Below are 24,171 nucleotides of genomic sequence, written 5' to 3' on the forward strand. Positions count from 1 at the left end.
TTCCGGCTTAGAGACCAAGCTTGCCTTTGACGGCATCCGCACCCGGCTTGCCGTCGAGCGTTGTCACGCCCTGCAGCCAGCCATCCAGCGCTTTCGGATTGGCTTTCAGCCAGGCCGCTGCCGCCGCCTTGGAATCCTCGCCACCGAGAATTGAACCCATAAGGCTGTTTTCCATGCCGATATCGAACTTCAGGTTCTTGAACAGCGTCGCCGCATTCGGGCATTGCTGCGGCCAGCCGGTGCGGGCGAGCGTATAGACTTCCGCGCCGCCGAAGTTCGGGCCGAAATAGGCGTCACCGCCGGAGAGATAGGCGATATCGATCTTCTCGTTCATCGGATGCGGCGCCCAAGCGAGGAAAACCACCGCCTTCTTGTCCCTGCCCGCCCGCTCCACCTGCGCCAGCATCGCCTGTTCACCGGATTCGACGAGCTGCCAGCCTTTCAGGCCAAAATCATTGGCGTCTATGATCTTCTGGATATTCTGGTTGGCGGGCGCGCCCGGCTCGATGCCGTAAATCTTGCTTTCGAATTCATCGGCGTGTTTGGCGAGATCGGCGAAATCCTTGACGCCCTTTTCCGCCATATAGGCCGGCACCGCCAGCGTGAACTTGGCGCCTTCCAGGTTCTTCGTCATCACCTCGGCCGCTTTGGCGGCGTTCAGGTCGTCTACGAAGGATTTCTGCGCCGGCATCCAGTTGCCGAGGAAAACGTCGATCTCGCCGTTTTTCATCGCCTGATAGCCGATCGGCACCGACAGAGTCTTGACGTCGGTTTCATAGCCCAGCGCATCGAGCAGGACGGAGGCGACGCCATTGGTCGCGGTAATGTCTGTCCAGCCGGGATCGCTGAGACGGATCGTCTTGCAGGCCGCGTCGTCGGCCGCCTGAAGCGGGGTGGAGAAGGCTGCCACGGACAGAATGAGACCGGCGGCGATGCGATGCAGATGAGAAATGGTTTTCATTGCGGCTCCCCTTTTATCAATCCAGTTTATTGAACACCACGTTGCTTTTGCCTGTGAAGCGGGTATTTTTCGATGACTGATATAAGGAATCTTAATGTCAGACCGACCGCTCGATCTGGGATGGATGCGCATTTTTACCGAGGTCGCGCGCCGCGGCAGCCTGACGGCGGCGGCTGCATCGATGCGGCTAACGCAGCCCGCCGTCAGCTATCAGGTCCGCAGGCTGGAGGAGGAACTCGGTGTCGCACTCATTCGCCGCAAACATCGCGGCATCGAACTGACGGCCGAGGGACAGCGGCTGTTCGAGATCGTTTCGCGCAATGTCGACGCCATCGACCTTCTGGCGCAGCAGCTTCGCCGGACGGAAGAGCGGCAGACCATCCGCCTGCACACGGACTACGCCTTTTCGTCATTATGGCTCATTCCGCGCATGCATGGGTTTCGTGTGCTGAATCCCGACATCAATATCCAGATCGTCGCCACACAGGATCCGCTGGGACAGGGCAAACACGATAGCGACGTGATGATCATCTTCGGTACGCGGCAGGAAGCGGGCGACGGGGCGGTGTTGCTGCTTTCGGAAAAGGTGACGCCGGTCTGCTCACCTGCCCTGCTCGCCGAAACCCCTACACCCACGTCCATCGCGGATTTTTCGCGACGCAAGCTTATCCATCTCGAAAACACCTCACAGGCGCACTGGTTCGACTGGGCGGCTTATTTCAAGCATTTCGGCGTGCAGAGAGGCGCCGACCACGATGGTGGCGACATCAGCTTCAACAATTACACCATGGTGGTGCAGGCAACCATCGGCGAACAGGGTTTCGCGCTCGGATGGGCCGGGCTCGTCGATCCTCTGCTTGAGGCCGGCGTGCTGGTAACGGCGGGTCCGAGCCTTGATGCACCGGGGCGCGGTTATTGGCTGATGCGGCCCAAGAACAGTGACAATGCGGTGAGAAAACTCACCTCCTGGCTGATCGACGAGCGGCGATGACGCCGCCCGCCAAGGTATCAGGACGTTCAGATCGGGTAGTGAAGCGGCCCGTCCTGCAGCGTGACCCAGCGCAATTCGGTGAATTCGGCGATACCCGCTGTGCCGCCGAAACGGCCATAACCGGAAGCCTTGACCCCGCCGAAGGGCATCTGGGCCTCATCATGAACGGTCGGGCCGTTGACATGGCAAATGCCGCTTTCAATCCGCGCGGCAACGGAAAGCGCCCGCGCCTGGTCCCTGCCGAAAACGGCGGCGGAAAGACCGAATTCGCTTTCATTGGCGATGCTCACGGCCTCATCGATGCTGCCGGCCCGGATGATGGATACGACCGGGCCGAAGCTCTCTTCCGAATAAAGCCGCATGGCCGGCGTGACGCCATCGACGGCGATCGCATCAAGCATCGTGCCATCGCCACCGCCACCGGCAACCCGCCTTGCACCCTTGGAGACGGCATCATCCACCAGCACCCGGATACGCGAGGCTGCTTCGGCACTGACCAGTGAGCCGAGCGGGGTCTTGCCCTCGCGCGGATCGCCCGCCGTCAGGCTGGCGGCCTTTTTCGCGAAAGCTTCGACGAATGCATCGGCAATGCTGTCAAGCACGATGATACGCTCGGTTGACATGCAGATCTGCCCTTGGTTCATGTAGGCGCCGAATGCAGCGGCAGCGACCGCCGCGTCGATATCGGCATCGTCAAGCACGATGAAGGGCGCCTTACCGCCAAGCTCCAGCAGCGCCGGTTTCAGGTAACGGGCCGCTGTTTCCGCGATGACGCGGCCGACACGGGTGGAGCCGGTGAAGTTCACCCTTCTGACCGCCGGATGGGCAATCAGCGTTTCAACGATCTTCGCCGCATCTTCCGGCGCGTTGGAAATGGCGTTCAGCACGCCTTTCGGCAGTCCTGCGGAGGCAACCGCTTCGATGATCAGCGCGTGGGTGCGCGGGCAAAGTTCCGAGGTCTTCATGACGACGGTGTTGCCGCAGGCAAGCGGGGTGGCGATGGAGCGCACGCCGAGAATGACCGGCGCGTTCCACGGCGCCATCGACAGCACGACCCCTGCCGGCTGGCGGAGCGCCATGGCCATGGTTCCCGGGCGGTTCGATGGGATGACCTCGCCCTTGATCTGCGTGGTGAGACTGGCCGCCTCCACCAGCATATCGCTGGCGAGCATGACGTTAAAACCGGCCCAGGCTTCCGTCGCGCCGATCTCCTCCTTCATCGCCTCAATGATTTGCGGGCCCGCCGCGCGCAGCGCCTCGGCAGCCGCAAGCAGGTGACGGCGGCGTTCACCGGGCGTGGTCGCGGACCATTTCGGGAAAGCGGCAGCGGCAGCATCAGCCGCTTTCGTCGCATCTTCAACCGCCGCAGCGGCGGCACTCGTTACGGCATCGCCGGTGATCGGGTTGTTCCGTTCGAAGCGCTTGCCGTTCGCGGCCGCGCAATGATCGCCGCCGATGAAAAGATTGACGGTCTGCATATGTCTCCTCCTGTCGGGCGACCTTCTCCTCAAGGTCTTCCGCCCGTTATGAGCGAAGTTTAGCAACGACAGCCTCTGATAAAATGCACTAGTATGGCTCGTTATTGTACTTTTGAGGGATGAATGGCGTTTCAAAATCACAATGCCGGCAACGGCCAGGCCACGCTGGCGCGGATATTGAATTCATCGCTGCGTGTGAGCGAAGTCAAACTCAGCCCGGCTAATGCTCATCTTGTCCTGCTCGCCGCCGGCCATGCGCAAATCATTGGCGACGGTGAAGCCATTACCCTGCCCGCACCGGGATTGGCCTGGTTGCCGGCTGGCCACGCAAGCCGTCTGCGGCTGGAGGCGGGAAGCCGGGCGTCGCTGCTTTCAGCCACCGAGATCGGCCTTGCGCATGCGATGCCGACAGGGACAAGCGCAATCATCCTTCGCAATGGCCTGCAACGTGTCCTTACAGAGACACTTGCGGAGAAGGATCATGCCGAGCTGGCGGGTTATCTGGAAACCATCGCCGCTGAAAACCTTAAGCCAACGGCAGCCACCGAAACGATCATTACCAACCTTGTTTCCGTCACGCTGATCCGCATATGCCAGCATGCCATCGCAAAAACCGGCGCGGTCTCCTTGCCGTCGAGCATGACGGAACGTTTTATTCTGCTGGTCGCGCAACACAAATGCGAGCATTGGAGCGTTGATGACTATGCCCGCCACCTCGGCGTCAGCCGCGACCGGCTGGGCTCGATCATCAAAAACGCGACAGGCCTTTCACCGCAGGCGTACATTCATCGCGAACTGCTTTCGGAAGCACGCGAACTTCTTCTGAACTCTTCCCTGCAAGTTGCTGAAATCGCGTTTCGTTTGGGGTTTCAGGATCCGGGTTATTTCAACCGCTTTTTCACCGGCAAGGAAGGCAAATCTCCCGGCCGATTCCGCAGGGCCGCGATGCACGCCCAAGATATTCCTCCACCTTCCTATGCCGCCTGGCCATAAGTTTTCACAAATGGCGTGGCGCGCAATCGGCAGCGTTCCCCCTCTGCGAAATTGTCTGTCTGGAACTCACCTGTTCGTCATTCGTTGAATGATGGACGAAACAACGCGAAGGGAGAAAACGATGAACGAGAAAAAGGAAGCGGGCGATTTCGCCGACAAGAAGCGTGAAGAACAGGGCCGTGGCGTTATAGTCGCCGGCCCGGATGCCCATGAAAACGAGAAAAGTGGCAAGACGCCTGCGGGACGAACTGAAAAGTCGTCACCCGAGCGGCAGGTTCCGTCTTCCGACCGCCGTTAAATGAGTATGGGCCCTCAGCCATCGAGAGGAAGCCGCAACAAAAACACCTCCCCGATCGCTCGGGGAGGTGTTGTCTTTTCGGCTAATCGCCTTCCGCTCAGATGAGATCGAAACGGTCGGCGTTCATCACCTTCGTCCAGGCGGCAATGAAGTCGCGGACGAATTTTTCCCTGTTGTCGTCCTGCGCATAAACTTCCGCATAAGCGCGCAGGATGGAGTTGGAGCCGATCACGAGATCGACGCGGGTTGCCGAATATCTGGCTGCGCCGGTTTTGCGGTCACGGATTTCATAGAGATTGTTGCCGGTCGGGACCCAGGAATAGGCCATGTCCGTCAGCGTCGTGAAGAAGTCCGTCGTCAGCGCGCCGGGCTTGTCGGTGAAGACGCCATGCGCCGCACCGCCGTAATTGGCACCAATGACACGCAGGCCACCGATGAGGATGGTGAGTTCCGGCGCGGTAAGGCCAAGAAGCTGTGCCCGGTCAAGCAGCAGCTCTTCGGGGCTGACGACATAGTCCTTCTTCACCCAGTTGCGGAAACCATCCGCCAGCGGCTCAAGCGGCGCAAAGCTGTCGGCATCCGTCTGCTCGGCGGAAGCGTCACCACGACCGGCCGCGAAAGGCACGGCGATATCGAAACCGGCCGCTTTCGCCGCCTGCTCCACGCCGTAATTGCCGGCGAGAACGATCACATCGGCGATGCTTGCACCGGTTTCGCGGGCGATCGGCTCCAGAACCGAAAGCACGCGGGACAGACGGGCGGGCTCATTGCCTTCCCAATCCTTCTGCGGTGCGAGGCGAATACGCGCGCCATTGGCACCGCCGCGCTTGTCCGAACCACGGAAAGTGCGGGCACTGTCCCATGCGGTTGAAACCAGATCGGCGACAGAAAGGCCGGAGGCAGCGATCTTCGCCTTGACGGCAGCGACATCGTAGCTTGTCGAGCCTGCCGGGATCGGATCCTGCCAGATCAGGTCTTCAGCCGGAACATCCGGGCCGACGTAACGGGACTTCGGCCCCATGTCGCGATGCGTCAGCTTGAACCAGGCGCGGGCGAAAACCTCGGAGAAATGGTCCTGATCGTCCTTGAACTTCAGCGAAATCTCGCGGTAGATCGGATCGACCTTCAGGGCCATGTCGGCGTCGGTCATCATCGGGATGGTGCGGATCGACGCATCCTCGACATCAACAGGCTTGTCTTCTTCGGCGATGGTGATCGGCGCCCATTGCGACGCGCCGGCCGGGCTGTGCGTCAGGGTCCACTCGTGCTTGAACAGCATGTCGAAGAAGCCGTTGTCCCACTTGGTCGGCTCGCTCGTCCACGCGCCTTCGATGCCCGACACCACGGTGTCACGGCCAATGCCGCGGCCCTTGGTGTTGATCCAGCCGAGACCCTGATATTCCGGGCCAGCAGCTTCCGGATCAGGGCTGAGATTGGCAGCACTGCCATTGCCATGGGACTTGCCGATGGTGTGGCCGCCGGCCGTCAGGGCAACGGTTTCCTCGTCATCCATCCCCATGCGGGCGAAGGTTTCGCGCATCTGCGCCGCCGTCGCGAGCGGATCGGACTTGCCGTTGACACCTTCCGGGTTGACGTAGATGAGGCCCATCTGCACGGCGGCAAGCGGGTTTTCAAGCGTCTCGGGCTTGGTGACATCGCCGTAGCGGCCGTCGCTCGGCGCCAGCCATTCCTTTTCATCACCCCAGTAGGTGTCCTTTTCCGGTGCCCAGATGTCTTCGCGGCCAAAGGCGAAACCGAAGGTCTTCAGACCCGCGACGTCATAAGCGATCGTGCCGGCGAGCGCGATAAGGTCGGCCCAGGAAATCTTGTTGCCGTACTTCTTCTTGATCGGCCACAGCAGGCGGCGGCCCTTGTCGGTGTTGACATTATCAGGCCAGGAATTGAGCGGTGCGAAACGCTGGTTGCCGGTATTGGCGCCGCCCCGACCGTCGGTGACACGGTAGGAACCGGCCGCGTGCCAGGTAACGCGGGCCATCATGCCGACATAGCTGCCCCAGTCGGCCGGCCACCATTCCTGGCTGTCCGTCATAAGCGCACGCAGATCGGCCTTGAGGGCTTCGACATCAAGCGTCTTCAGCGCTTCACGATAGTTGAAGGAGGTGCCGAGCGGATTGGTCTTGGTGTCGTGCTGATGCAGGATGTCGAGGTTCAGCGCGTTCGGCCACCATTCGGTCACCGATTTACCGGAGGCCGTATTGCCTCCATGCATGACGGGACACTTGCCAGCCGGTTTTGAAGTTGCGTCCATTTCGCCCTCCGATGGGATTAGCAATTAAACAAATTATCAGTTCGACATGTGCAGCATTCCGAGCCAGAGGCAGCGGCAGGTCTCAAACGACCTGCTGCGATGCCGATGATCATCCACAGCTACAGCTTCTTTCTGTCATGAAGATGACTAACAGCCGGGTTCCATAATTTCCAATTGTATATTCTAAAGGCTGCGATATGCTGAGCTTATGATTGCCCTCTCCATGAAACATCTCCGTTATTTCGATGCGCTGGCCAAAATCGGCCATTTCGGGCGCGCCGCGGAAGCCTGCGCCATCTCCCAGCCTGCACTATCCTTGCAGATCCGGGAACTGGAGGAATTGATCGGTGCGCCGCTCGTCGAACGCGGCAGCCGCCAGATCCGGCTGACGGCGCTTGGTGAGGAATTTGCCGAGCGCACCCGGGCAATCCTGCGTTCGGTGGACGAATTGCAGGATCTGGCGCGCGCAGGGCATGGCCCTCTCAGCGGCCGCCTGCGCATCGGTGTCATTCCCACCGTCGCACCCTATCTTCTGCCGCAGGTGATCAAGACGCTGACCCGGCATTACCCCGGACTGGAAGCACACCCGCGCGAGGCGGTGACGCAGAAGCTCATTGAAGACCTTCTCGAAGCCCGGCTCGACATGGCAATCGTTGCGCTGCCGGTCTCGGAACCATCTCTGGAAGAAGTGCCGCTGTTTTCGGAAGAATTCATTCTGGTGCGGCCGATGGAGGATGCCGGCATGCCGGTGCCGAGCGCCGACAAGCTGGGCGAGATGCGCCTGCTGCTGCTGGAGGAAGGCCATTGTTTCCGCAACCAGGCGCTTTCCTTCTGCAGCACCACGAATGCGCCGCCGCGCGTGCTGATGGAAGGCAGCTCGCTGTCGACGCTGGTACAGATGGTTGGCGCGGGCATCGGCGTCACGCTCATTCCGCAGATGGCGGTCGATATGGAAACGCGACTATCCACCGTCTCGGTGTTCCGTCTGGCGGAGCCGCGCCCATCCCGCACCATCGGCATCGTCTGGCGCAAGAGCAATCCGCTATCGGCGCAGTTCGCCCATATTTCCGAGATCGTCCGCGAATGCGGCCTTCAGAAAATTCAGGGCAGCAACGTCTCCACCGGATAGAGCTCAGGCGAACGTGATGCGCAGAGCCGGACTGACGCTTGGAAAAAAGCCTTCTTGATCCGGTTTCGTTTGTCGGAGCCATCCATTCTGGAAACGGGCACCTCGAATCCGAACATGCTTTCCGGCATTGCCAGTCGCTCGTTCCAGAAAGCGTCGATATCCGAAAGCAGCATCTTCTGGCGGCGTCGGCGCCGATGATTTATCGGATGCCGGGCCTGGGAGATCGCCAGAAAGCTCTGAGCATCTTTTTCCAGATAGGCCTGCATGACCATCAGGACGGCCTCCTTCGGGCGCAAGCCGCAAAGATCCCGCGTCACGACCACCATTTCCTGCTTTGCGGCATGTGGCCCCTGCATTCCGCCCACCACGATCGTTCGAACACCGGCCTGGTTTACGAACATGAATTTTGCTGTCCACAATATCGCGTCATCCCGGCATCGAATGAGCTTAACGGCAAAAGCCCCTTCGTGCCGGCCTCCGCAACGATCCGCAAGCGCAAGGCTACATCGATAATCGTCAGAACGCCCTGAAATGACGGACATATCGACGGCCTCCCCCGCCCAGACCGTTTCCATCACAGCCCGCGAAAAGCAATCCCGGGCCAGATGAAAGTTTGCTGTCAGAAGCGTGAGACGTGTTTTATAGGACAGGTTTGCAATAAGGAATTTCGAGAAGGGTTTTTGCAGCAGGTCGTCATGCGGAAGCGCCAGTTGCTCCATCGCCGAGAACCGAGCGAGGAACCGCCACCAACGTAGGCTCACCATCGGATGGGCCGCAAAACGCATCCACAAAAGAAAGCTGCGCTTCCAGTGAGCCTGGCGGGTAAAACGTACGAGCCTTGCCAGAAGTGGCAGGAAAGATATCTCGGCCCCACGACCCGCCGGGATGACGTCCGGGTGCACGGGCAACGGATCGACCTCACGAAGATCATGATCACGGCTGAACGCAGACGTTTCAGTGCGCCACATTTTGAAACCTGCAAACAAAGAGAGAGGAGGTCGAAAAGGGGAGGAATATCTCGATAATAGCGATCACTTTCGAATCCGGATTTTCGACGCGACGCCCGATTAGGCTCGTTAGAGCTGACATGACTGTGAAGCCAAATGGCGCAAGATAAGAAGCCGCCTGCCTCGGCGAACAATCCAGACGGGGAAACGTAAAGCTGACGCGGCGTGTCCGGTCCGAAAGCGCACTCATTGCGCATCCTTGCGGGTGGTTTGTTGGGCATTCGTCACAGTCCATCTCCACCCCACAAATCACCTCATCTTGCGTCAATCTGACGAGCGTTCTGCGCCAGGAACGTTACAGCAATATTGCGGGAAAGCCGGCGTGAGCGGGTAATGCTGCGGCAATTATGGGGATCTATCCATAAACCATCGGCCTGAAAGCAGGCGACATGACCCAGCGGTCAGAGCATGCGTTTTGCCTGGAGGAATGATGGTATGTGGATGAAGAGAACGATCAAGGCGGGGGTGGCGCTTGCGGGCTGCGTTCTCGTCGTCACAGCTCTTGATCCGGCACGCGGAAGCGTGGATGCGAGTGAGCGCGTCAAGGGTATCGTTGCGGCGGCTGCGATGAGCCCGGCGGGCATTCCCTTCGAATTGACGGCCCAGGAAATAGCGACGGTCGGCATGCGTCCGATGGTGGAACGGCTCAGCATCAGCGGCGAACTTCAGCCCGTCAGCCGCGTGGTGATCCGCGCCCGCGAGGCCGGAAAAATTCTCGAAATGAACGTCCGGGAGGGACAGGCGGTTCAGGCAGGCGACGTGCTTGTGCGTTTCGAAACCGAAGAGTTGCAATCAACGTTGCTGCTCCGGCAGAGCGACCGGGATGCGGCCGAGGCCGAACTGACGCTGGCGATGCAGGCGCTGGCAAGAACCGAGCAGCTGGCTGCGAAAAACATCGCCTCGGCGGAACAGCTCGACAAGGCGAAAAGCGATGTCGTGGTGAAGACAGCAAGGGTGCGGAGCCTGTCTGCGCAGGTGGATATTGCCCACCTCTCCCTGCGCAACGCTGAAATCGGTGCGCCATTCGATGGCACCGTCGCCCGGCGCGTGGCAGAGATGGGCGCGCGTATCGGCGCGGATGACGAGCTTCTGACCCTGGTCGATACCAGCGAACTGGAAGCGAAGGTTCTCGTCGCCACCCGCGATATTCCCCGCGTCGCCCGCGGCCAGACGGCGGAACTGGAGATTGACGGCCTTGCCGGTCAGATCGTCAAAGGCACGGTCGAGCGCATCAGCCCGGTGGCAGAAGACGGCACGCGCGTCGTTGCCGTCTATCTCAGGCTTGCCAATCGTGATGGGCAATTGTGGGGTGGAATGTTCGCTGGCGGGTCTATTCTGCTGCGTGAAAAAGACGATGCGCTCGTCGTTCCCGCCATCGCGCTGCGCAAGGATGAGACGGGGTACCATGTGCTCAAGGTGCAGGACGGCTATCTTCGTCGCCAGACGGTCGCCGTGGGGCAAAACTGGAACGGCGGCAACCTGATCGAGATCGGCGCGGGTCTTGCGGATGGCGAAACGATCCTGACGGCGCCACTCCCCGAATTGCGCCCGGATATGGCCGTCACCATCGACAAGGCGGGCTGAGATGGTTCTGACCCGTATATCCGTTGGCCATCCCGTCTTCGCCACCATGATGATGGTGGCGCTTCTGGTCATGGGCACCTTTTCGTTACAGCGGCTGGGGCTGGATCAATATCCCAATGTCGACGTTCCCGTGGTGGTGGTCATTACCAGCTATCCCGGCGCGACGCCGGAGACGGTGGAAATGGAAGTGACGCGCCCGGTCGAGGATGCGCTGAACGCCATCGGCGGCCTCGATGAGGTGACGTCCACCTCCTATGAGGGGCGCTCCGTCGTCGTCGCAAAGTTCAAGCTCGAAGTTCAGAGTTCGGCCGCCGCGCAGGAGGTGCGCGACAAGATCGCCCCGATCGAGGCGAATTTCCCGAAGGATGTCAAAAAGCCAGTTATCTCGCGGTTCGATCCTGCCGCCGAGCCGATCCTGTCGCTGGCGATCAGCTCGACATCACTCGATGTGCCTGCACTCGCCACCCTCGCCGAGCAAAAGGTGGTGCGGCAATTGACGAGCGTTGCGGGCGTCGGACAGGCAACGTTGGTCGGCGGCCGCAAACGGCAGATCGATGTAACGATCGATGAGGCGCGGATGCGCGCGCTGGGGATCGGCGTCAACGAGGTGGTGACTTCGCTGCGGGCCGGAAACAGCAACAGCCCGGCCGGCAGCGTCATCGATCCCGTCTCCGAACGCACCATTCAGATACAGGGCCGCATCGAGGAACCCGAGGCCCTGCTGGATATGGTCGTGGCACGGCGCGGCGGCGTGGCCATCCGCTGCGCGACGTCGCCACGCTGTCCGAAGGGGCGGCCGATGCCGAAAACCGCGCCATTTATAATGGCCAGACGGCGCTGGCGATCGATATCGTCAAGGTTCAGGACGCCAATACGGTACAGGTGGTGAGCGATGTGAGGAAGCGCCTCGATGCGCTCAACGCCGAGCTTTCACCGCAAAATATACAGCTGCGCATCGTCACGGATTCATCGATACCGATCCAGGAATCCGTGACCCAGGTGCAGACCACGCTGATCGAAGGTGCAGCACTCGCCGTCGCCATCGTCTTCCTGTTTCTCAATTCCTGGCGCAGCACGGTCATTACCGGGCTGACGCTGCCGATCGCGATCATTGGCACGCTGACCGTGATCGATCTCCTCGGTTTCACGCTCAATACGCTCAGCCTATTGGCGCTGACACTGTCCATCGGCATTCTGGTGGATGACGCCATCGTGGTGCGCGAAAACATCACCCGCCATCTGCACATGGGCAAATCCCATCTGCGCGCCGCCCTCGACGGCACCAGTGAAATCGGGCTTGCGGTGATCGCGACGACCGCGACGATCGTGGCGGTGTTCCTGCCGGTCGCTTTCATGGATGGTATCGTCGGCCGGTTTTTCTATCAATTCGGCGTCACCGTTTCCGCCGCCGTGCTGATCTCGCTTTTCGTCGCCTTCACGCTCGATCCGATGCTGTCGAGCGTCTGGTATGATCCCGATGCGCAGGCCGATGCGAAGCGTGGCCCGATTGGCCGCCTGATCGCCCGTTTTGACCACGGCTTCGAATGGATGGCCAGGCAATACCGGCATGCGATCGGCTGGACATTGCGCCACCGGCTCGTCACCCTGCTTCTTACCGCAGGCATTTTTATCGGCAGCCTGTTCATGGTGCCGCTGGTCGGCACGGAATTCGTACCCGATGCCGATGAGGGGCGCTTCCAGATCAATCTCACCGCACCGGTCGGCTCTTCGCTCGACTATACGACTGCGAAGCTCCGGCAGGTCGAAAAGGCACTCAGGGAGTTCCCCGAAGTCGACATGCTTTATTCCACCATCAATACCGGTGGTGCGGCGGGCAAACATCGCGCCACCATTCTGGTCGGGCTCGTACCGCTTTCGGCACGCGAGCAGACCCCGCTTTCCCTTGCCGAACCGGTCCGCAAACGCCTGTCGGCCATTCCCGGTATCGAGATCAATATCCTGCAGAACGGTCTTGGCGGCGGCGAAAGCCCTGTGCAGCTCAGCATCCTCGGCGACGACCGGGCAGTCCTCGAAAAAGTCGCAAACGGTCTTGTGGAAGACATGAAAAAAATGCCGGGTCTGGTGGATGTGACATCCAGCGCCAAGGATGTGACATCCATCCTCTCGGTCCGTTTGAAGCCCGCGGCGGCAAGCGATCTCGGCATTGCCAGGGCCGATCTCGCTACCGCGCTGTCTGCCCTCATCGGCGGCGAGGATGTTTCCAAATGGACCGATGCGAATGGCAACAGCTACGATATCGTTGTTCGCCTGCCCGCCGAGCGGCGCTCCGATGCAGCACGTCTCGGAGAGTTGATGATCGCGACCGGCCGCACCGGGGCGAACGGCGCGCCGCTGATGGTACGCCTCGATCAGGTCGCCGATATCGGCACGGTGGCGGCACCGGCAGAAATCCGCCGCTTCGACAATCATCGCGAAATACTGGTGTCGGCCAATATCACCGGCCGTACGCTTGGGGATGTCACGGCGGCCTTGCAGGGCCTGACCGCCAGCCGCGATCTGCCGGCCGGTTATCGCATCCGTTTCGGCGGCGAGGCCGAAACCATGCAGGAGACCATCGGCCACATGGTCACGGCGCTCAGCATGGCCATCATCTTCATCTACATCGTGCTGGCCTCACAATTCGGCAGCTTCCTGCAGCCGCTCGCCATCATGGTATCCCTGCCGCTATCGCTCATCGGCGTTCTCCTCGGCCTCATGGTGGCCGGCAGCACCATCAACATGTTCTCGCTGATCGGCTTCATCATGCTGATGGGCCTCGTGACCAAAAACGGCATATTGCTGGTGGATTTCGCAAATCAGGAACGGCGGCGCGGCCTTACGCTGAATGAGGCACTGGCGAATGCCGGCGTCATCCGCTTCCGCCCGATCATCATGACGACGCTTGCGATGATCTTCGGCATGGTGCCGCTCGGTCTCGCCGTCGGCGGAGGCGGCGCGCAGCGCGCACCGATGGCGCATGCAGTCGTTGGCGGCCTCATCAGCTCCACGCTGCTGACGCTGATCGTGGTGCCAGCTATCCTGTCCTATATCGACAGCGCCACGCGGCGTTTCGCCCGCCTGCTGCCGAAGGCGCCGGACGAGGTGGCCGAAACGGGAGTGAAAAATCGAACGACATCACCGGTCTAAGCAGATCTACTACGGTGTTGCGCTCAAAGCTTTTCGCTGTCCTGCCGCTTCTTTTTGCCTTTGGGCTTGAAATCGACCAGCAGCGATTTCAGTTCGATGTCGCGAACGCGTCTTGCCGCCTCGTCGGGGCGCACCCATTCCGAGAGGCGTTCGCCGCTTTCCTTGAAACTCTCATCCGCCTCTGTCACCTCGATCTGGAACACATCGACCATGCAGGGCACGACATTGCCATTGTCGAGCATCTTCAGATAGGTATAGCGGCCGATGGCGTCCTTCCTCACCCGGCCCCGCACGCCCGCCTCCTCCCATGCCTCGATGGCCGCCGCCTGATGCGGCTTCTTGCGCTTCATCGGCCAGCCGCGAGGAATGATCCAGCGTCCGCTGGTCCGGGAGGTAACGAGGAGGATTTCGACAGTTCCGCCATCGGCATAACGGAAGCAGAGCGCGGCATATTGCTGCCGGAAAGCGCCGGTGAATAGCTTTTCCGGAACAGCAGCCAGCTGCTGGAGCAATGTGAGTGAACGGGCCGGGCGGGTCTTCCGGCGTTTCTTGGCGGGTTTCATATCCGTTGATAGTGCCGATTTTCCGGGTTGCATCAATGCCCCGCGTGCATTTATGACAGTTTTATGACAATCACCCCCAACAACTAATATAGCGCCATTGAGGGCCAATTCGCATGATGAGTATTTTTCGCAAGCTGATGCCGCGCGAGGACCGTTTCTTCGACATGTTCAGCAAACATTCCGAAACCGTCATCAAAGCGGCTGAGGCGCTTGATCAACTCCTGAGCGGCGTCGACGTCGAGAAGAACTGCGACCTTATCGTCGCACTGGAACACCAGGCGGACGATATTACCCGCGAGGTTCTGCTTGCAGTCAGGCGCAGCTTCATCACACCGTTCGATCGTGGCGACATCAAGGACCTCATCCAGTCCATGGATGACGCCATCGACATGATGCACAAGACCGTCAAGACCATCCGCCTGTTCGAACAGAGCGAATTCGACCCGCTGATGAAGGAGATGGGCCACGAGATCGTCCGCGCGGCCGGCCTCATCGCGGAAGCCATTCCGCTTCTCAACAAGGTCGGCGCGAACGCGCAGCGCCTCTCCGCCATCGCCGAAGAGGTGACCCGCGTCGAAGGCCGCTCGGACGATCTCCACGATCAGGGGCTGAAGGATCTCTTCCGCCGCCACGGCGCGAACGGCAATGCCATGGCCTATATGATCGGCAGCGAAATCTACGGCGAACTCGAAAAGGTCGTCGACCGCTTCGAGGATGTGGCCAATGAGATCAGCGGCATCGTGATCGAGAACGTCTGATGGATGTCGCACTTGCCCTGCCGCTGCTTGTCGGCCTCATCGCCATCGCGCTGTTCTTCGATTTCCTGAACGGCCTGCACGACGCCGCCAATTCCATCGCGACCATCGTGTCCACCCGTGTGCTGCGGCCGCAATATGCCGTCGCCTGGGCGGCCTTCTTCAATTTCATCGCCTTCCTGTTCTTCGGCCTGCATGTGGCCGAAACGCTCGGCACCGGCATCATCGATCCAGCCATCGTTTCACCGCAGGTCATCTTCGCGGCATTGATCGGGGCAATCGTCTGGAACATCGTCACCTGGATTTTCGGCATTCCCTCCAGTTCGTCGCATGCGCTGATCGGCGGTCTCGTCGGTGCGGGTTTTGCGAAGGTGGGCTTTAATTCCATCGTCTGGTCCGGCCTGCTGAAGACCGTCGGCGCCATCTTCATGTCGCCTGCCATCGGCTTTTTCCTGGCGCTGCTTCTCGTCCTTGCCGTGTCGTGGCTGTTCGTGCGGCAGACACCTTTCGCGGTCGACCGCACCTTCCGCGTCATGCAGTTCATTTCCGCCTCGCTTTATTCGCTCGGCCACGGCGGCAATGACGCGCAGAAGACCATGGGCATCATCGCCGTGCTGCTCTTCAGCCAGGGGTATCTGGGACAGAGCTTCTACGTGCCTTTCTGGGTGGTGATTTCCTGCCAGTCGGCCATGGCGCTCGGCACACTGTTCGGCGGCTGGCGCATCGTGCACACCATGGGATCAAAGATCACACGGCTGAACCCGATGCAGGGTTTCTGCGCTGAAACCGGTGGCGCGCTGACGCTGTTTGGCGCCACATGGCTCGGCATTCCGGTCTCCACCACCCACACGATCACCGGCGCCATTATTGGCGTGGGTGCCGCCCGCCGCGTCTCCGCGGTGCGCTGGGGGCTAGCAGGCAATATCGTCATCGCCTGGGTCGTGACCATGCCGGCCGCAGCGCTCATCTCCGCCGCCGTTTATGGACTGACCTCGCTGTTTGGCTGATCGGCACCGATTGCCACTCTCCCGGAACAAAAGCTGCCCTGCGGCGGTTGTTCCGGGAGACCAATAGCGAGGCGGATCGTAAGACAATGGCACGGCAGGTTTTCTGGAAGGGTTATCTGAAGCTGTCTCTGGTGACGGCCTCCGTTTCTCTGACGCCCGCGACCACCGAGAGCAACAAATACTCCTTCCACATCCTCAATCGTAAAACCGGCAACCGCGTCGAAAGTCGGTATGTCGACAGCGTCACCCACAGGCCGGTCGCCGCAAAAAATCAGGTGAAGGGTTTTCCCCGCGACGAAGACGATTACGTGCTGCTGGAGGATGACGAGCTCGATGCGGTGGCGCTGGAAAGCACCCGCACGATCGATATCAAAACCTTTGTGCCCAAGGGGTCGATCGACTGGATCTGGTACGATCGCCCGCATTTTCTGCGACCGGAAGACAAGATCGGCACCGAAGCCTTCAGCGTCATCCGCGAAGCCATGAAGGCGAACGAGGTCTTCGGCATCGCGCGTCTGGTGATCTATCGCCGCGAAAGGGCGGTCCTGCTCGAACCTTCCGGTAAGGGCATCATTCTCTGGACGCTGCATTACGGCGAGGAAGTGCGCGAAAGCATCGACGCGCTGGAGCCGAAGATGAAAATCGAAACGCCTTTGCTGCAGGCGATGGAAAAACGCATCGGCAAACAGGTGACCGGCTGGAAGCCGACCCTGGTGCAGGATCCCATCCAGAAAAAGATCAAATCGCTGCTGAAGTCCAAGGGAGACGAAGTCTCTTCTTCCAAGAAGAAGACTGGCGCGAAGCCAAAGACCGGCGGCAATGTCATCAACATCATGGATGCGCTGAAGAAGAGCATCGCCGCCGAAAAACGAAGCTGAGGATCAGCGCGACTTTTTCGGCAACGGTTCTGCAGCGCCGAAGAAGCCGTCCCACGGATCTTTTTTCAGGGCTGAAAGCCGCGCACCGATATTATTGACGGTGAAATGCGCCGGGCCGATCTCGGCCGTCAGTTCCGCCCATTCCAGAGGCGCGGAAATGGCGGCACCGGGCCGGGCGCGCGTCGAATAAGCTGCGACCGCGGTATTGCCCCGGCCATTGCGCAGATAATCGATGAAGATGCGACCCTGACGCTTAGCCTTGGTGGCGACGGAGAGATATTTCTCCGGCTCGGCTTTCGACATATCCGCCGCCATGGCCTTGGCGAAGGCCTTGACCGGCGCCCAGCCCGCCTGTGGTTTCAGCGGCGAGACCACATGCAGCCCCTTGCCGCCTGATGTCTTGACGAAGGCTGCCAGTCCCACATCTTCGAAGCGCCGTTTGAGTTCTTGCGCCGCCTCGATCACCGCGTCCCAGGCCACATCCTCGCCGGGGTCAATGTCCATGGTGATCATGTCGGGCTTTTCCCAATTGACGGTGGTCGCGCCCCAAGGGTGGATTTCAAGCGCGGCGGATTGCACGAGCGCCATCATGCCGTCGAAATCGGTGATGCGGATCAGCGGTTCGCCCCCCTTGTCCTTGGGATCCTTGATCTGCTCGATCGCCCTGTTGATGCCGCGCCAGGCGTGTTTCTGGAAAAACCGTTGTCCCTCTATCCCCTCCGGGCAACGCAGCAGCGCCAGCGGCCGGTTGACAACAAAAGGCGCCATATGCCGCCAGACCTGCGCATAATAGTCGGCCAGCCCCTCCTTGGTCACGCCGTCATCCGGCCAGTAAAGCCGGTCGGGGTGAGTGAACTTGATCTTCGACTGCGGCGCATTACTATCCGACACGGCCTTCTCCTCGCGTTCGATCTCTCCTGCCGGCTTGTCTTCCCGTAGACCCCGGAAGGATGCGTGACGCAGATTGCCATCTCCCGACCAAGCGCGAAACTCCACCTCTGCCACCAGTTCCGGCGTAACGAAACGGAGATCGCGGCGGGCGAGCGCGGTCAGCTTGTCGCCGAAGGGGCTGTCCTTGCGTTCCAGCGGCTTCAGACGAGAAAATATCATCTCCGCGACTTCGCCGGAATAACCGGTACCGACACGGCCGACATGGCGCAGCTTGCCGTTTTCATAGACTCCGAGAGCCAGCGAGCCGATGGCATGCTCCGAGGTCGAGGAGACGGTGTAACCGCCAATAACGAATTCCTGCCGCATCGAACATTTGGACTTCACCCATTCGCCCTTGCGGCCGGACGCATATTTGCTGCTCTTGACCTTGGAAATCACGCCTTCGAGGCTGAGCCGGCAGGCATGGTCCAACACCAGCGCGCCACTTTCCTCAAAATGTTGGCTGTAGCGGAGATGGGGGCCGCCTGCTGGCAACAGCTTTTCCAGCAGCGCCTTTCGCTCACTCAAGGCAGCACCGCGCAGGTCGCTCCCATCGAGATAAAGAAGGTCAAACGCGTAAAAGACGAAACGGTCGCTGCGTCCTTCGCTCAGATCCTGCTGCAAGGCAGAAAAGTCAGAGGCGCCGCTGTCGCGCTCCACGACAATTTCGCCGTCGATCAAAAGCGTTTCCGCCGGCAACGCCGTGAGTGCAGCCGCTACGGCGGCGCCGAATTTTTCCGTCCAGTCCAGCCCGCTGCGGGTCAGCAGCTGAAGTTTACCGTGATCGACTCGCGCCTGCAGCCGGTAACCATCGAATTTGATTTCGTGCAGCCAGCGTGATCCCTCCGGCGGTTTCGGCTTCAGCGTGGCGAGTGCGGGCGGCACGAAAGATGGCAAGGCCTGTTTGCGTGCTCCTTTGGGCAGCGCATGCGCCTGTTTCTGGCCGGACGTCGAGGCGACGGCCTTTTTCGAGACCGTCTTGGAATTCCAGGTGTCTTCCGGTTTTTTTGCGACCTCCTCGACACTGCGGCCGGTCTTTACCGATTCCGGCCTTTCCTCGAGAATATCAGCACTACCTTTATGCCTCGCTTCTTCATCGTCACCCTTGATCAGCAGCCAGTTCTCCCGGCTCTCTCCGGGCTTGCCGTGCATGCGCACCAGATGCCAGCGGCCTTTCAGCTTCTCTCCCTCGAGCTCGAACTCCAGATGGCCCTTTCGATATCCTTTTCCCGCATCACCAATCGGCTGCCAGCTGCCGCGATCCCAGACGATCACGGTGCCGCCGCCATATTGTCCCTTGGGGATGACGCCTTCAAAATCGCCGTAGCTCAGTGGATGGTCTTCCACGTGCACGGCAAGGCGCTTGTCTTCGGGATCGAGGCTCGGGCCGCGCGTCACCGCCCAGCTTTTCAGCACCCCGTCCATTTCAAGGCGAAAATCGTAATGCAGGCGGCGGGCATCGTGTTTCTGGATGACGAAACTCGATCCCGGTTTTTCAGCCTTTGTGCCTTTGGGCTCGGGCGTCTTGTCGAAACTGCGCTTGGCGTTATAGGTCTGCAATCCCATGGATCAGCTCGCTTTCCGCGAGGCCTTGCGGCCTGATGGCGTGGCCTTTTTCCCGCTGCCTGCGCCCGCACCGGCGCTGCGGCGCAGGGCCTCCTTGAGATCGATGATATTGTCTTCCTTGCGCGGCGGCGGCTTGGCGATTTCCCGGCCTTCGATCTTGGCTTTTACCAGTTCTGCCAGCGCATCATTATACCTGTCACTGTAATCGGCGGGATCGAATGTACCCGCCCGCTTTTCGATGATGTGGCCGGCAAGTTCCAGCATTTCATCGTCGAACTCGATATCGGGGATCGACTTGAAGACGGATGTTTCCGAACGAACCTCGTAGCTGAAATTCAGTGTGGTGGCGACAAGCGCCTTGCCGCTCGGGCGGATCAGCAGAATGCGGTTGCGGCGGAAAAGCACGGCTTCGCCGAGGGCCACGACATTCTCGTCGTCCATGGCCTTGGCGAGAAGCGTCAGTGCTTCCTCGCCACCCTCCCCGGTCGGCGCAAGATAATAGGACTTGTCGAAATAGAGCTTGTCGATCTCGTCACAGGGCAGAAAGTGTTTGACGTGAATGACCTTGTCGCTTTCAGGCATCAGCTTTGCGATCTCGTCTCCCTCGATGACGATATGATCGCCATTGTCGAGTTCATAACCCTTGACCTGATCGTCGCGAAGCACCGGCTCGCCCGTATCGCTATCGACATATTGCCGCTCGACGCGGTGGCCGGTTTTACGGTTGACGATGTTGAACGAAATCTTCTCCGCCGAGGTCAGCGCCGAATAGAGGCCGATTTCACAGTTGAAATCGGCAAACGCAAGGTGCCCTTTCCAGCTCGCCCGGCGGTTCATGGCCGTTGCCTCTCTCCACCCTGACGGGAGGCTTCACCACGCCGGCCGTCGGCGAGAATGCGCTCGATCGCCGGCACGTCCTCTTCCGCCAGAACCGGTACTGGATCGGAGGCCATGGCTTCCAGTACCTCCGGCGACAGCCCGCCGTTGCGAATGACCCATTCCATGGCCTCGCGTGTGTGCCGTTCCGCTTTCAACTGCGCATAAAGTGCCAATATCAGCCGGTCGCGGACATCGAAGTTTTTCAAGCCTTTTTCTGAACGTTCGGACTGCTGTTTCATGTCGAAACCCTCAAAGACCGCCCTGCAATAGCGAAGATTGCCTCAGGCAATACCTCTCCCACCGGTCACGCCATAGACCTCACCATTGATGAAGCTCGCATCCTGCGATGCGAGCAGCACATAAACAGGTGCCAGTTCCACAGGCTGTCCCGGACGGCCGAAATCGCTGTCCTTGCCGAAGTCCTTCACCTTCTCATCGGGCTGGCCGCCACTCGGCTGAAGAACCGTCCAGAACGGACCGGGCGCTACCGCATTGGCGCGCACGCCCTTTTCGATCAGTTGCTTTGCGAGCGCCTTGGTATAAGCGACGATACCGGCCTTGGTCGTGGCATAATCGAGAAGGATGGCCGATGGCTCATAGGCCTGGATGGAGGCGGTGGTGATAACAGACGAACCCGGCTTCAGATATGGAACAGCCGCCTGCGCTATCCAATGCAGTGCATAAAGATTGGTTTTCATGGTGCGGTCGAAATCGTCGGTCGAGAGCTCTTTGATGTCTTCGCGATATTGCTGCCTTGCGGCGTTAATGACAAGAATATCAAGCCCGTTGAGATCACTGACGGCTTTCTCGACCAGTTCACGGCACCATGCCTCGTCGGTAATATCGCCCGGGAGCGCTACCGCTACGCGGCCTTCCGCTTCGATCAGTGCAACAACTTCCTCGGCATCCGACTCTTCCTCCGGCAGATAGGATATCGCGACATCGGCACCTTCCCGGGCAAAAGCGATTGCGACTGCGCGCCCGATGCCGGAATCGCCGCCGGTAATCAGTGCCTTGCGCCCCACAAGCTTGTCGGTGCCCTTGTAGCTCTTTTCACCATGATCAGGGAAAGGCGTCATATTCGTCACCAAACCCGGCATTTCCTGGGTCGGGGTTGAAAACGGCGGGCGCGGATACTGGCTGCGCGGGTCTTGCGGCTCGAGGCGGTCTGTCATCGCGGTCTCTCCCATCGATAGAGGTTCATCTAAGGCGCGTTCACGACAGGACGTCTAAATCCCAGGTCAAACTGATCATCGCTGCCCCAGAGGCAGCGGCAGCATGGACACGCCACATGCAACCCTAACGATCTGCCTCTGCTCTCGTTCCAAAGAATATGGGAAAGTCTGCGCGCGGGCGCGGATGCGCCGCCGCATCTTCGTCAAACGGAATGTTTCTTCCGTTTGGCGGTGCTCGTGGCAGAAGCCGGGGCTGGCGCCACATCCGGTCTTCCGAAGAGATAGCCCTGCGCCTGCGCACAGCCCTCATCGACGACCATGCGGTATTGCGCGTCCGTCTCGATCCCCTCCGCCGTCACCGGCAGATCGAGGCTGCGACCAAGGCCGATCACGGCGCGCACGATGGCGCGGGCATTGTCATCCTCGCTCATGGCGGCGATAAAGCTGCGGTCGATCTTGATCTTGTCGAAGGGGAAGCTCTGAAGGTTGTTGAGCGACGAGTAACCGGTGCCGAAATCATCCATGACGATGGCAACGCCGAGCGCCTTCAGCTGGTTGAGGATGACCAACGTCGCCTTGCGGTCTTTGAGAAGTGCTGCCTCGGTAATCTCCAGCTCCAGCCGGTTGGGCGAAAGCCCGGTTTGCATCAGCACCGTGCAGACGACATGGCCGAGATTGGCCAGCGAAAACTGCAAGGGCGAGACATTCACCGCAATCTTCAGATGTGGCGCCCAGGTGCTTGCCTGCCGGCAGGCCTCACGCAGAACCCATTCGCCAAGCGAGATGATGATCCCGCTTTCCTCGGCAATCGGAATGAAGACATCCGGCGGCACCACGCCCCTTGTCGGGTGCTGCCAGCGCACCAGCGCCTCGTAACCCACGACCTGACCGCATTCGACAGACAGGACCGGCTGATAATTCAACACCAGCTCGTCCCGGTTGATGGCGAGCCGCAAATCAGTCTCGAGCTGGCGGCGCTCGCGGGCTTCCTGGTCCATCAACGGATCGTAGAAGGCCAGGATGCCACGCCCACCCATCTTGGCGCGGTAAAGCGCGAGATCGGCGGCATGCATGATGCTTTCATGGTCCTGCCCGTCGCGCGGGAACACGGCGATGCCGATGCTGACACCGACAGCGGTCGGGTCATTGACGACATTCATCTTCAGGGCGAACATGCCAAGGATCGTTTCGGCCAGCAGGCGCGCTTCGTCCGCCTTGGTATGCCGGGTGGTCAATATCACGAATTCATCGCCGCCAAGACGGGCGACCACATCGCCTGCCCTTGCACATTCATCGAGAATGGCGGCGACTTTTTTCAAGACGCGGTCGCCTTCGGCATGGCCGAATATGTCGTTGACCGCCTTGAACCGGTCGAGATCGAGCGCCAGCAGCGCAAATTCGTCCTCCTCGTCACCATTGTCGATCTGCTGGTGAAGACGGGTCTGGAACATGGTGCGGTTTGAGAGGCCTGTCAGGACATCGTGGCGCGCGAGATATTCGATTTCGCGCTGCGCTTCCCGCTTTTCCGTCAGGTCGCGAATGGCCATCACCTCGCAGGGGCGGCCGCGATATTCGATCGTCCGCACACCAAGTTCGAAGACCTGTGCCTGCCCGCCCCGTTCGCGGATCGCCTCCACCGGCGCAGGACGCGGCAGATAGGCGGGCTGCCCATCGACGGCCTTGAAGAGATCGTCGGGATTCCGTCCCACAAGCGATGCTTCCTCCCGACCGAGAAGGCCGGCAAAACGGGTGTTCAGCTCCACGATCCGCCCGTCACGGACGACGGCGAGGCCATCCAGCGTCGCGTCCACCAGCCCTTTGAGATCGACAAGGTAACGATCCACCAGCGCAGCGACGGCGGTGGCAAAAAGGATGAGGAAGGTGACGCCGGAAATGGCGCCGATCATGATCAGCCTGCCGACATTATCGGGATCAGGCCCTGACATGGATGGATCCGGCGTGAGAACCGTGGCCGACATGGCAGTGAAATGCAGCGCGCAGATGCCGAAGATCGCCGCTCCGGCCGGCGCCGCAATGCGCTTCCAAGAGGCGAGACGATGGAAAAGGAAAAAGGCCAGAACAAAGGCCGCCCAGGAGACCGCAGAACCGCCAAGAACCGGGGCCCACCGATAGCTGATCGTGGCCGCGACATCCATGCCCGCCATCCCGACGAAATGCATGACGGCAACCGACAGGGTGACCAGCGTTCCGACGATGAGCGAGGAGTAAATGGCCTGCGAGCGGGCCGTGAGCGCCAGCCAGAAACCGAAAACGGCCAGAAGGGCCGAAAGAGCCGTAAAAAAGAAGTCATAACCAATCGGAACCGCGCCCTTATAGGCCAGCATGGCGACAAAGTGGGTGGCCCAGACGCTCAACCCGGCGGCAAAGGCCGCAACCAGCACCCAATAGGGCTTGCGGCCCGCCGGACTTTCGTCCGCCCGCAGCAGAAGGTGAAAAAAAGCAAACATGCCAAGCAAGCAGATGACAGCTGCAAGAAGAACGACCGCGTGGTCATGCTGTATGGCAACGCATTCCAAAACCGTGAACATGCTGCACTCTCC

General features: G+C 60.3%; 18 protein-coding genes and 1 pseudogene. 9 read left to right on the plus strand and 10 right to left on the minus strand.

Annotated elements, in window-relative coordinates:
- Nucleotides 1–7: 7 nt before the first annotated feature.
- Nucleotides 8–961, minus strand: coding sequence for a choline ABC transporter substrate-binding protein (gene choX, locus GSF67_RS15845; protein ID WP_006312435.1), 954 nt, complete (start codon nucleotides 959–961; stop codon nucleotides 8–10).
- 94 nt (nucleotides 962–1,055) lie between these two features.
- Between choX and GSF67_RS15850 the strand changes: the two genes are divergently transcribed.
- Entirely contained in the window at nucleotides 1,056–1,952 is an 897-nt protein-coding gene (locus GSF67_RS15850; RefSeq protein WP_006312436.1) for a LysR family transcriptional regulator, read from the plus strand.
- A 26-nt stretch (nucleotides 1,953–1,978) separates the two neighbouring features.
- Here GSF67_RS15850 and GSF67_RS15855 read toward each other — a convergent pair whose 3' ends face one another.
- Nucleotides 1,979–3,430, minus strand: a complete 1,452-nt coding sequence (locus tag GSF67_RS15855) for an aldehyde dehydrogenase (protein ID WP_006312437.1) — start codon at nucleotides 3,428–3,430, stop codon at nucleotides 1,979–1,981.
- 123 nt (nucleotides 3,431–3,553) lie between these two features.
- On the opposite strand from GSF67_RS15855, the gene GSF67_RS15860 reads away from it, so the two are divergent.
- Both GSF67_RS15860 and GSF67_RS15865 read left to right on the plus strand, forming a co-directional pair.
- On the plus strand, nucleotides 3,554–4,423 hold the full coding sequence (locus GSF67_RS15860; RefSeq protein WP_006312438.1) for an AraC family transcriptional regulator: 870 nt from the start codon (nucleotides 3,554–3,556) through the stop codon (nucleotides 4,421–4,423).
- 121 nt (nucleotides 4,424–4,544) lie between these two features.
- A complete protein-coding gene (locus tag GSF67_RS15865) occupies nucleotides 4,545–4,721 on the plus strand; it encodes a hypothetical protein (protein ID WP_006312439.1) in 177 nt (58 codons plus the stop codon).
- Nucleotides 4,722–4,818: 97 nt separating this feature from the next.
- Here GSF67_RS15865 and katG read toward each other — a convergent pair whose 3' ends face one another.
- Nucleotides 4,819–6,990, minus strand: coding sequence for a catalase/peroxidase HPI (gene katG, locus GSF67_RS15870; RefSeq protein ID WP_006312440.1), 2,172 nt, complete (start codon nucleotides 6,988–6,990; stop codon nucleotides 4,819–4,821).
- Nucleotides 6,991–7,198: 208 nt separating this feature from the next.
- Here katG and GSF67_RS15875 point away from each other — a divergent pair, with 208 nt between their 5' ends.
- Entirely contained in the window at nucleotides 7,199–8,119 is a 921-nt protein-coding gene (locus tag GSF67_RS15875) for a hydrogen peroxide-inducible genes activator (protein WP_006312441.1), read from the plus strand.
- On the opposite strand, the gene GSF67_RS15880 is transcribed toward GSF67_RS15875, so the two are convergent.
- Nucleotides 8,092–9,087, minus strand: coding sequence for a DUF535 family protein (locus GSF67_RS15880; RefSeq protein ID WP_006312442.1), 996 nt, complete (start codon nucleotides 9,085–9,087; stop codon nucleotides 8,092–8,094). The genes GSF67_RS15875 and GSF67_RS15880 overlap by 28 nt on opposite strands.
- 474 nt (nucleotides 9,088–9,561) lie before the next feature.
- On the opposite strand from GSF67_RS15880, the gene GSF67_RS15885 reads away from it, so the two are divergent.
- On the plus strand, nucleotides 9,562–10,710 hold the full coding sequence (locus GSF67_RS15885; protein WP_006312443.1) for an efflux RND transporter periplasmic adaptor subunit: 1,149 nt from the start codon (nucleotides 9,562–9,564) through the stop codon (nucleotides 10,708–10,710).
- A 1-nt stretch (nucleotide 10,711) separates the two neighbouring features.
- Nucleotides 10,712–13,857: pseudogene (locus GSF67_RS15890) on the plus strand (efflux RND transporter permease subunit).
- Between the two features lie 23 nt (nucleotides 13,858–13,880).
- On the opposite strand, the gene GSF67_RS15895 reads toward GSF67_RS15890, so the two are convergent.
- Nucleotides 13,881–14,420 (minus strand): NUDIX hydrolase, encoded by a 540-nt coding sequence (locus GSF67_RS15895; protein ID WP_006312445.1) that lies wholly within the window; start codon nucleotides 14,418–14,420, stop codon nucleotides 13,881–13,883.
- 113 nt (nucleotides 14,421–14,533) lie between these two features.
- Here GSF67_RS15895 and GSF67_RS15900 point away from each other — a divergent pair, with 113 nt between their 5' ends.
- From GSF67_RS15900 to GSF67_RS15910, 3 genes are all read left to right on the plus strand, one after another.
- The gene (locus GSF67_RS15900) at nucleotides 14,534–15,178 is read left to right on the plus strand and encodes a DUF47 domain-containing protein (RefSeq protein ID WP_006312446.1); all 645 of its coding nucleotides are present in this window, start codon (nucleotides 14,534–14,536) and stop codon (nucleotides 15,176–15,178) included.
- A complete protein-coding gene (locus GSF67_RS15905) occupies nucleotides 15,178–16,182 on the plus strand; it encodes an inorganic phosphate transporter (RefSeq protein ID WP_006312447.1) in 1,005 nt (334 codons plus the stop codon). The genes GSF67_RS15900 and GSF67_RS15905 overlap by 1 nt, the downstream gene beginning before the upstream one ends.
- 86 nt (nucleotides 16,183–16,268) lie before the next feature.
- The gene (locus tag GSF67_RS15910) at nucleotides 16,269–17,060 is read left to right on the plus strand and encodes a Ku protein (protein WP_006312448.1); all 792 of its coding nucleotides are present in this window, start codon (nucleotides 16,269–16,271) and stop codon (nucleotides 17,058–17,060) included.
- A gap of 3 nt (nucleotides 17,061–17,063) precedes the next feature.
- On the opposite strand, the gene ligD is transcribed toward GSF67_RS15910, so the two are convergent.
- From ligD to GSF67_RS15935, 5 genes are all read right to left on the minus strand, one after another.
- Nucleotides 17,064–19,556: a DNA ligase D gene (gene ligD, locus GSF67_RS15915; protein WP_006312449.1), complete on the minus strand. Its 2,493-nt coding sequence runs from the start codon at nucleotides 19,554–19,556 to the stop codon at nucleotides 17,064–17,066.
- Between the two features lie 3 nt (nucleotides 19,557–19,559).
- Complete coding sequence (locus GSF67_RS15920; protein WP_006312450.1) at nucleotides 19,560–20,393, minus strand: Ku protein; 834 nt, start codon at nucleotides 20,391–20,393, stop codon at nucleotides 19,560–19,562.
- On the minus strand, nucleotides 20,390–20,674 hold the full coding sequence (locus GSF67_RS15925; protein ID WP_006312451.1) for a hypothetical protein: 285 nt from the start codon (nucleotides 20,672–20,674) through the stop codon (nucleotides 20,390–20,392). The genes GSF67_RS15920 and GSF67_RS15925 overlap by 4 nt, the downstream gene beginning before the upstream one ends.
- Nucleotides 20,675–20,716: 42 nt before the next feature.
- Nucleotides 20,717–21,610: an SDR family oxidoreductase gene (locus tag GSF67_RS15930; protein ID WP_006312452.1), complete on the minus strand. Its 894-nt coding sequence runs from the start codon at nucleotides 21,608–21,610 to the stop codon at nucleotides 20,717–20,719.
- A gap of 203 nt (nucleotides 21,611–21,813) precedes the next feature.
- Nucleotides 21,814–24,159, minus strand: a complete 2,346-nt coding sequence (locus GSF67_RS15935; protein ID WP_176072042.1) for an EAL domain-containing protein — start codon at nucleotides 24,157–24,159, stop codon at nucleotides 21,814–21,816.
- Nucleotides 24,160–24,171 lie beyond the last annotated feature (12 nt).

This window comes from Agrobacterium sp. CGMCC 11546 (assembly GCF_013365515.1).
Classification (GTDB): Bacteria; Pseudomonadota; Alphaproteobacteria; order Rhizobiales; family Rhizobiaceae; genus Agrobacterium; species Agrobacterium fabrum.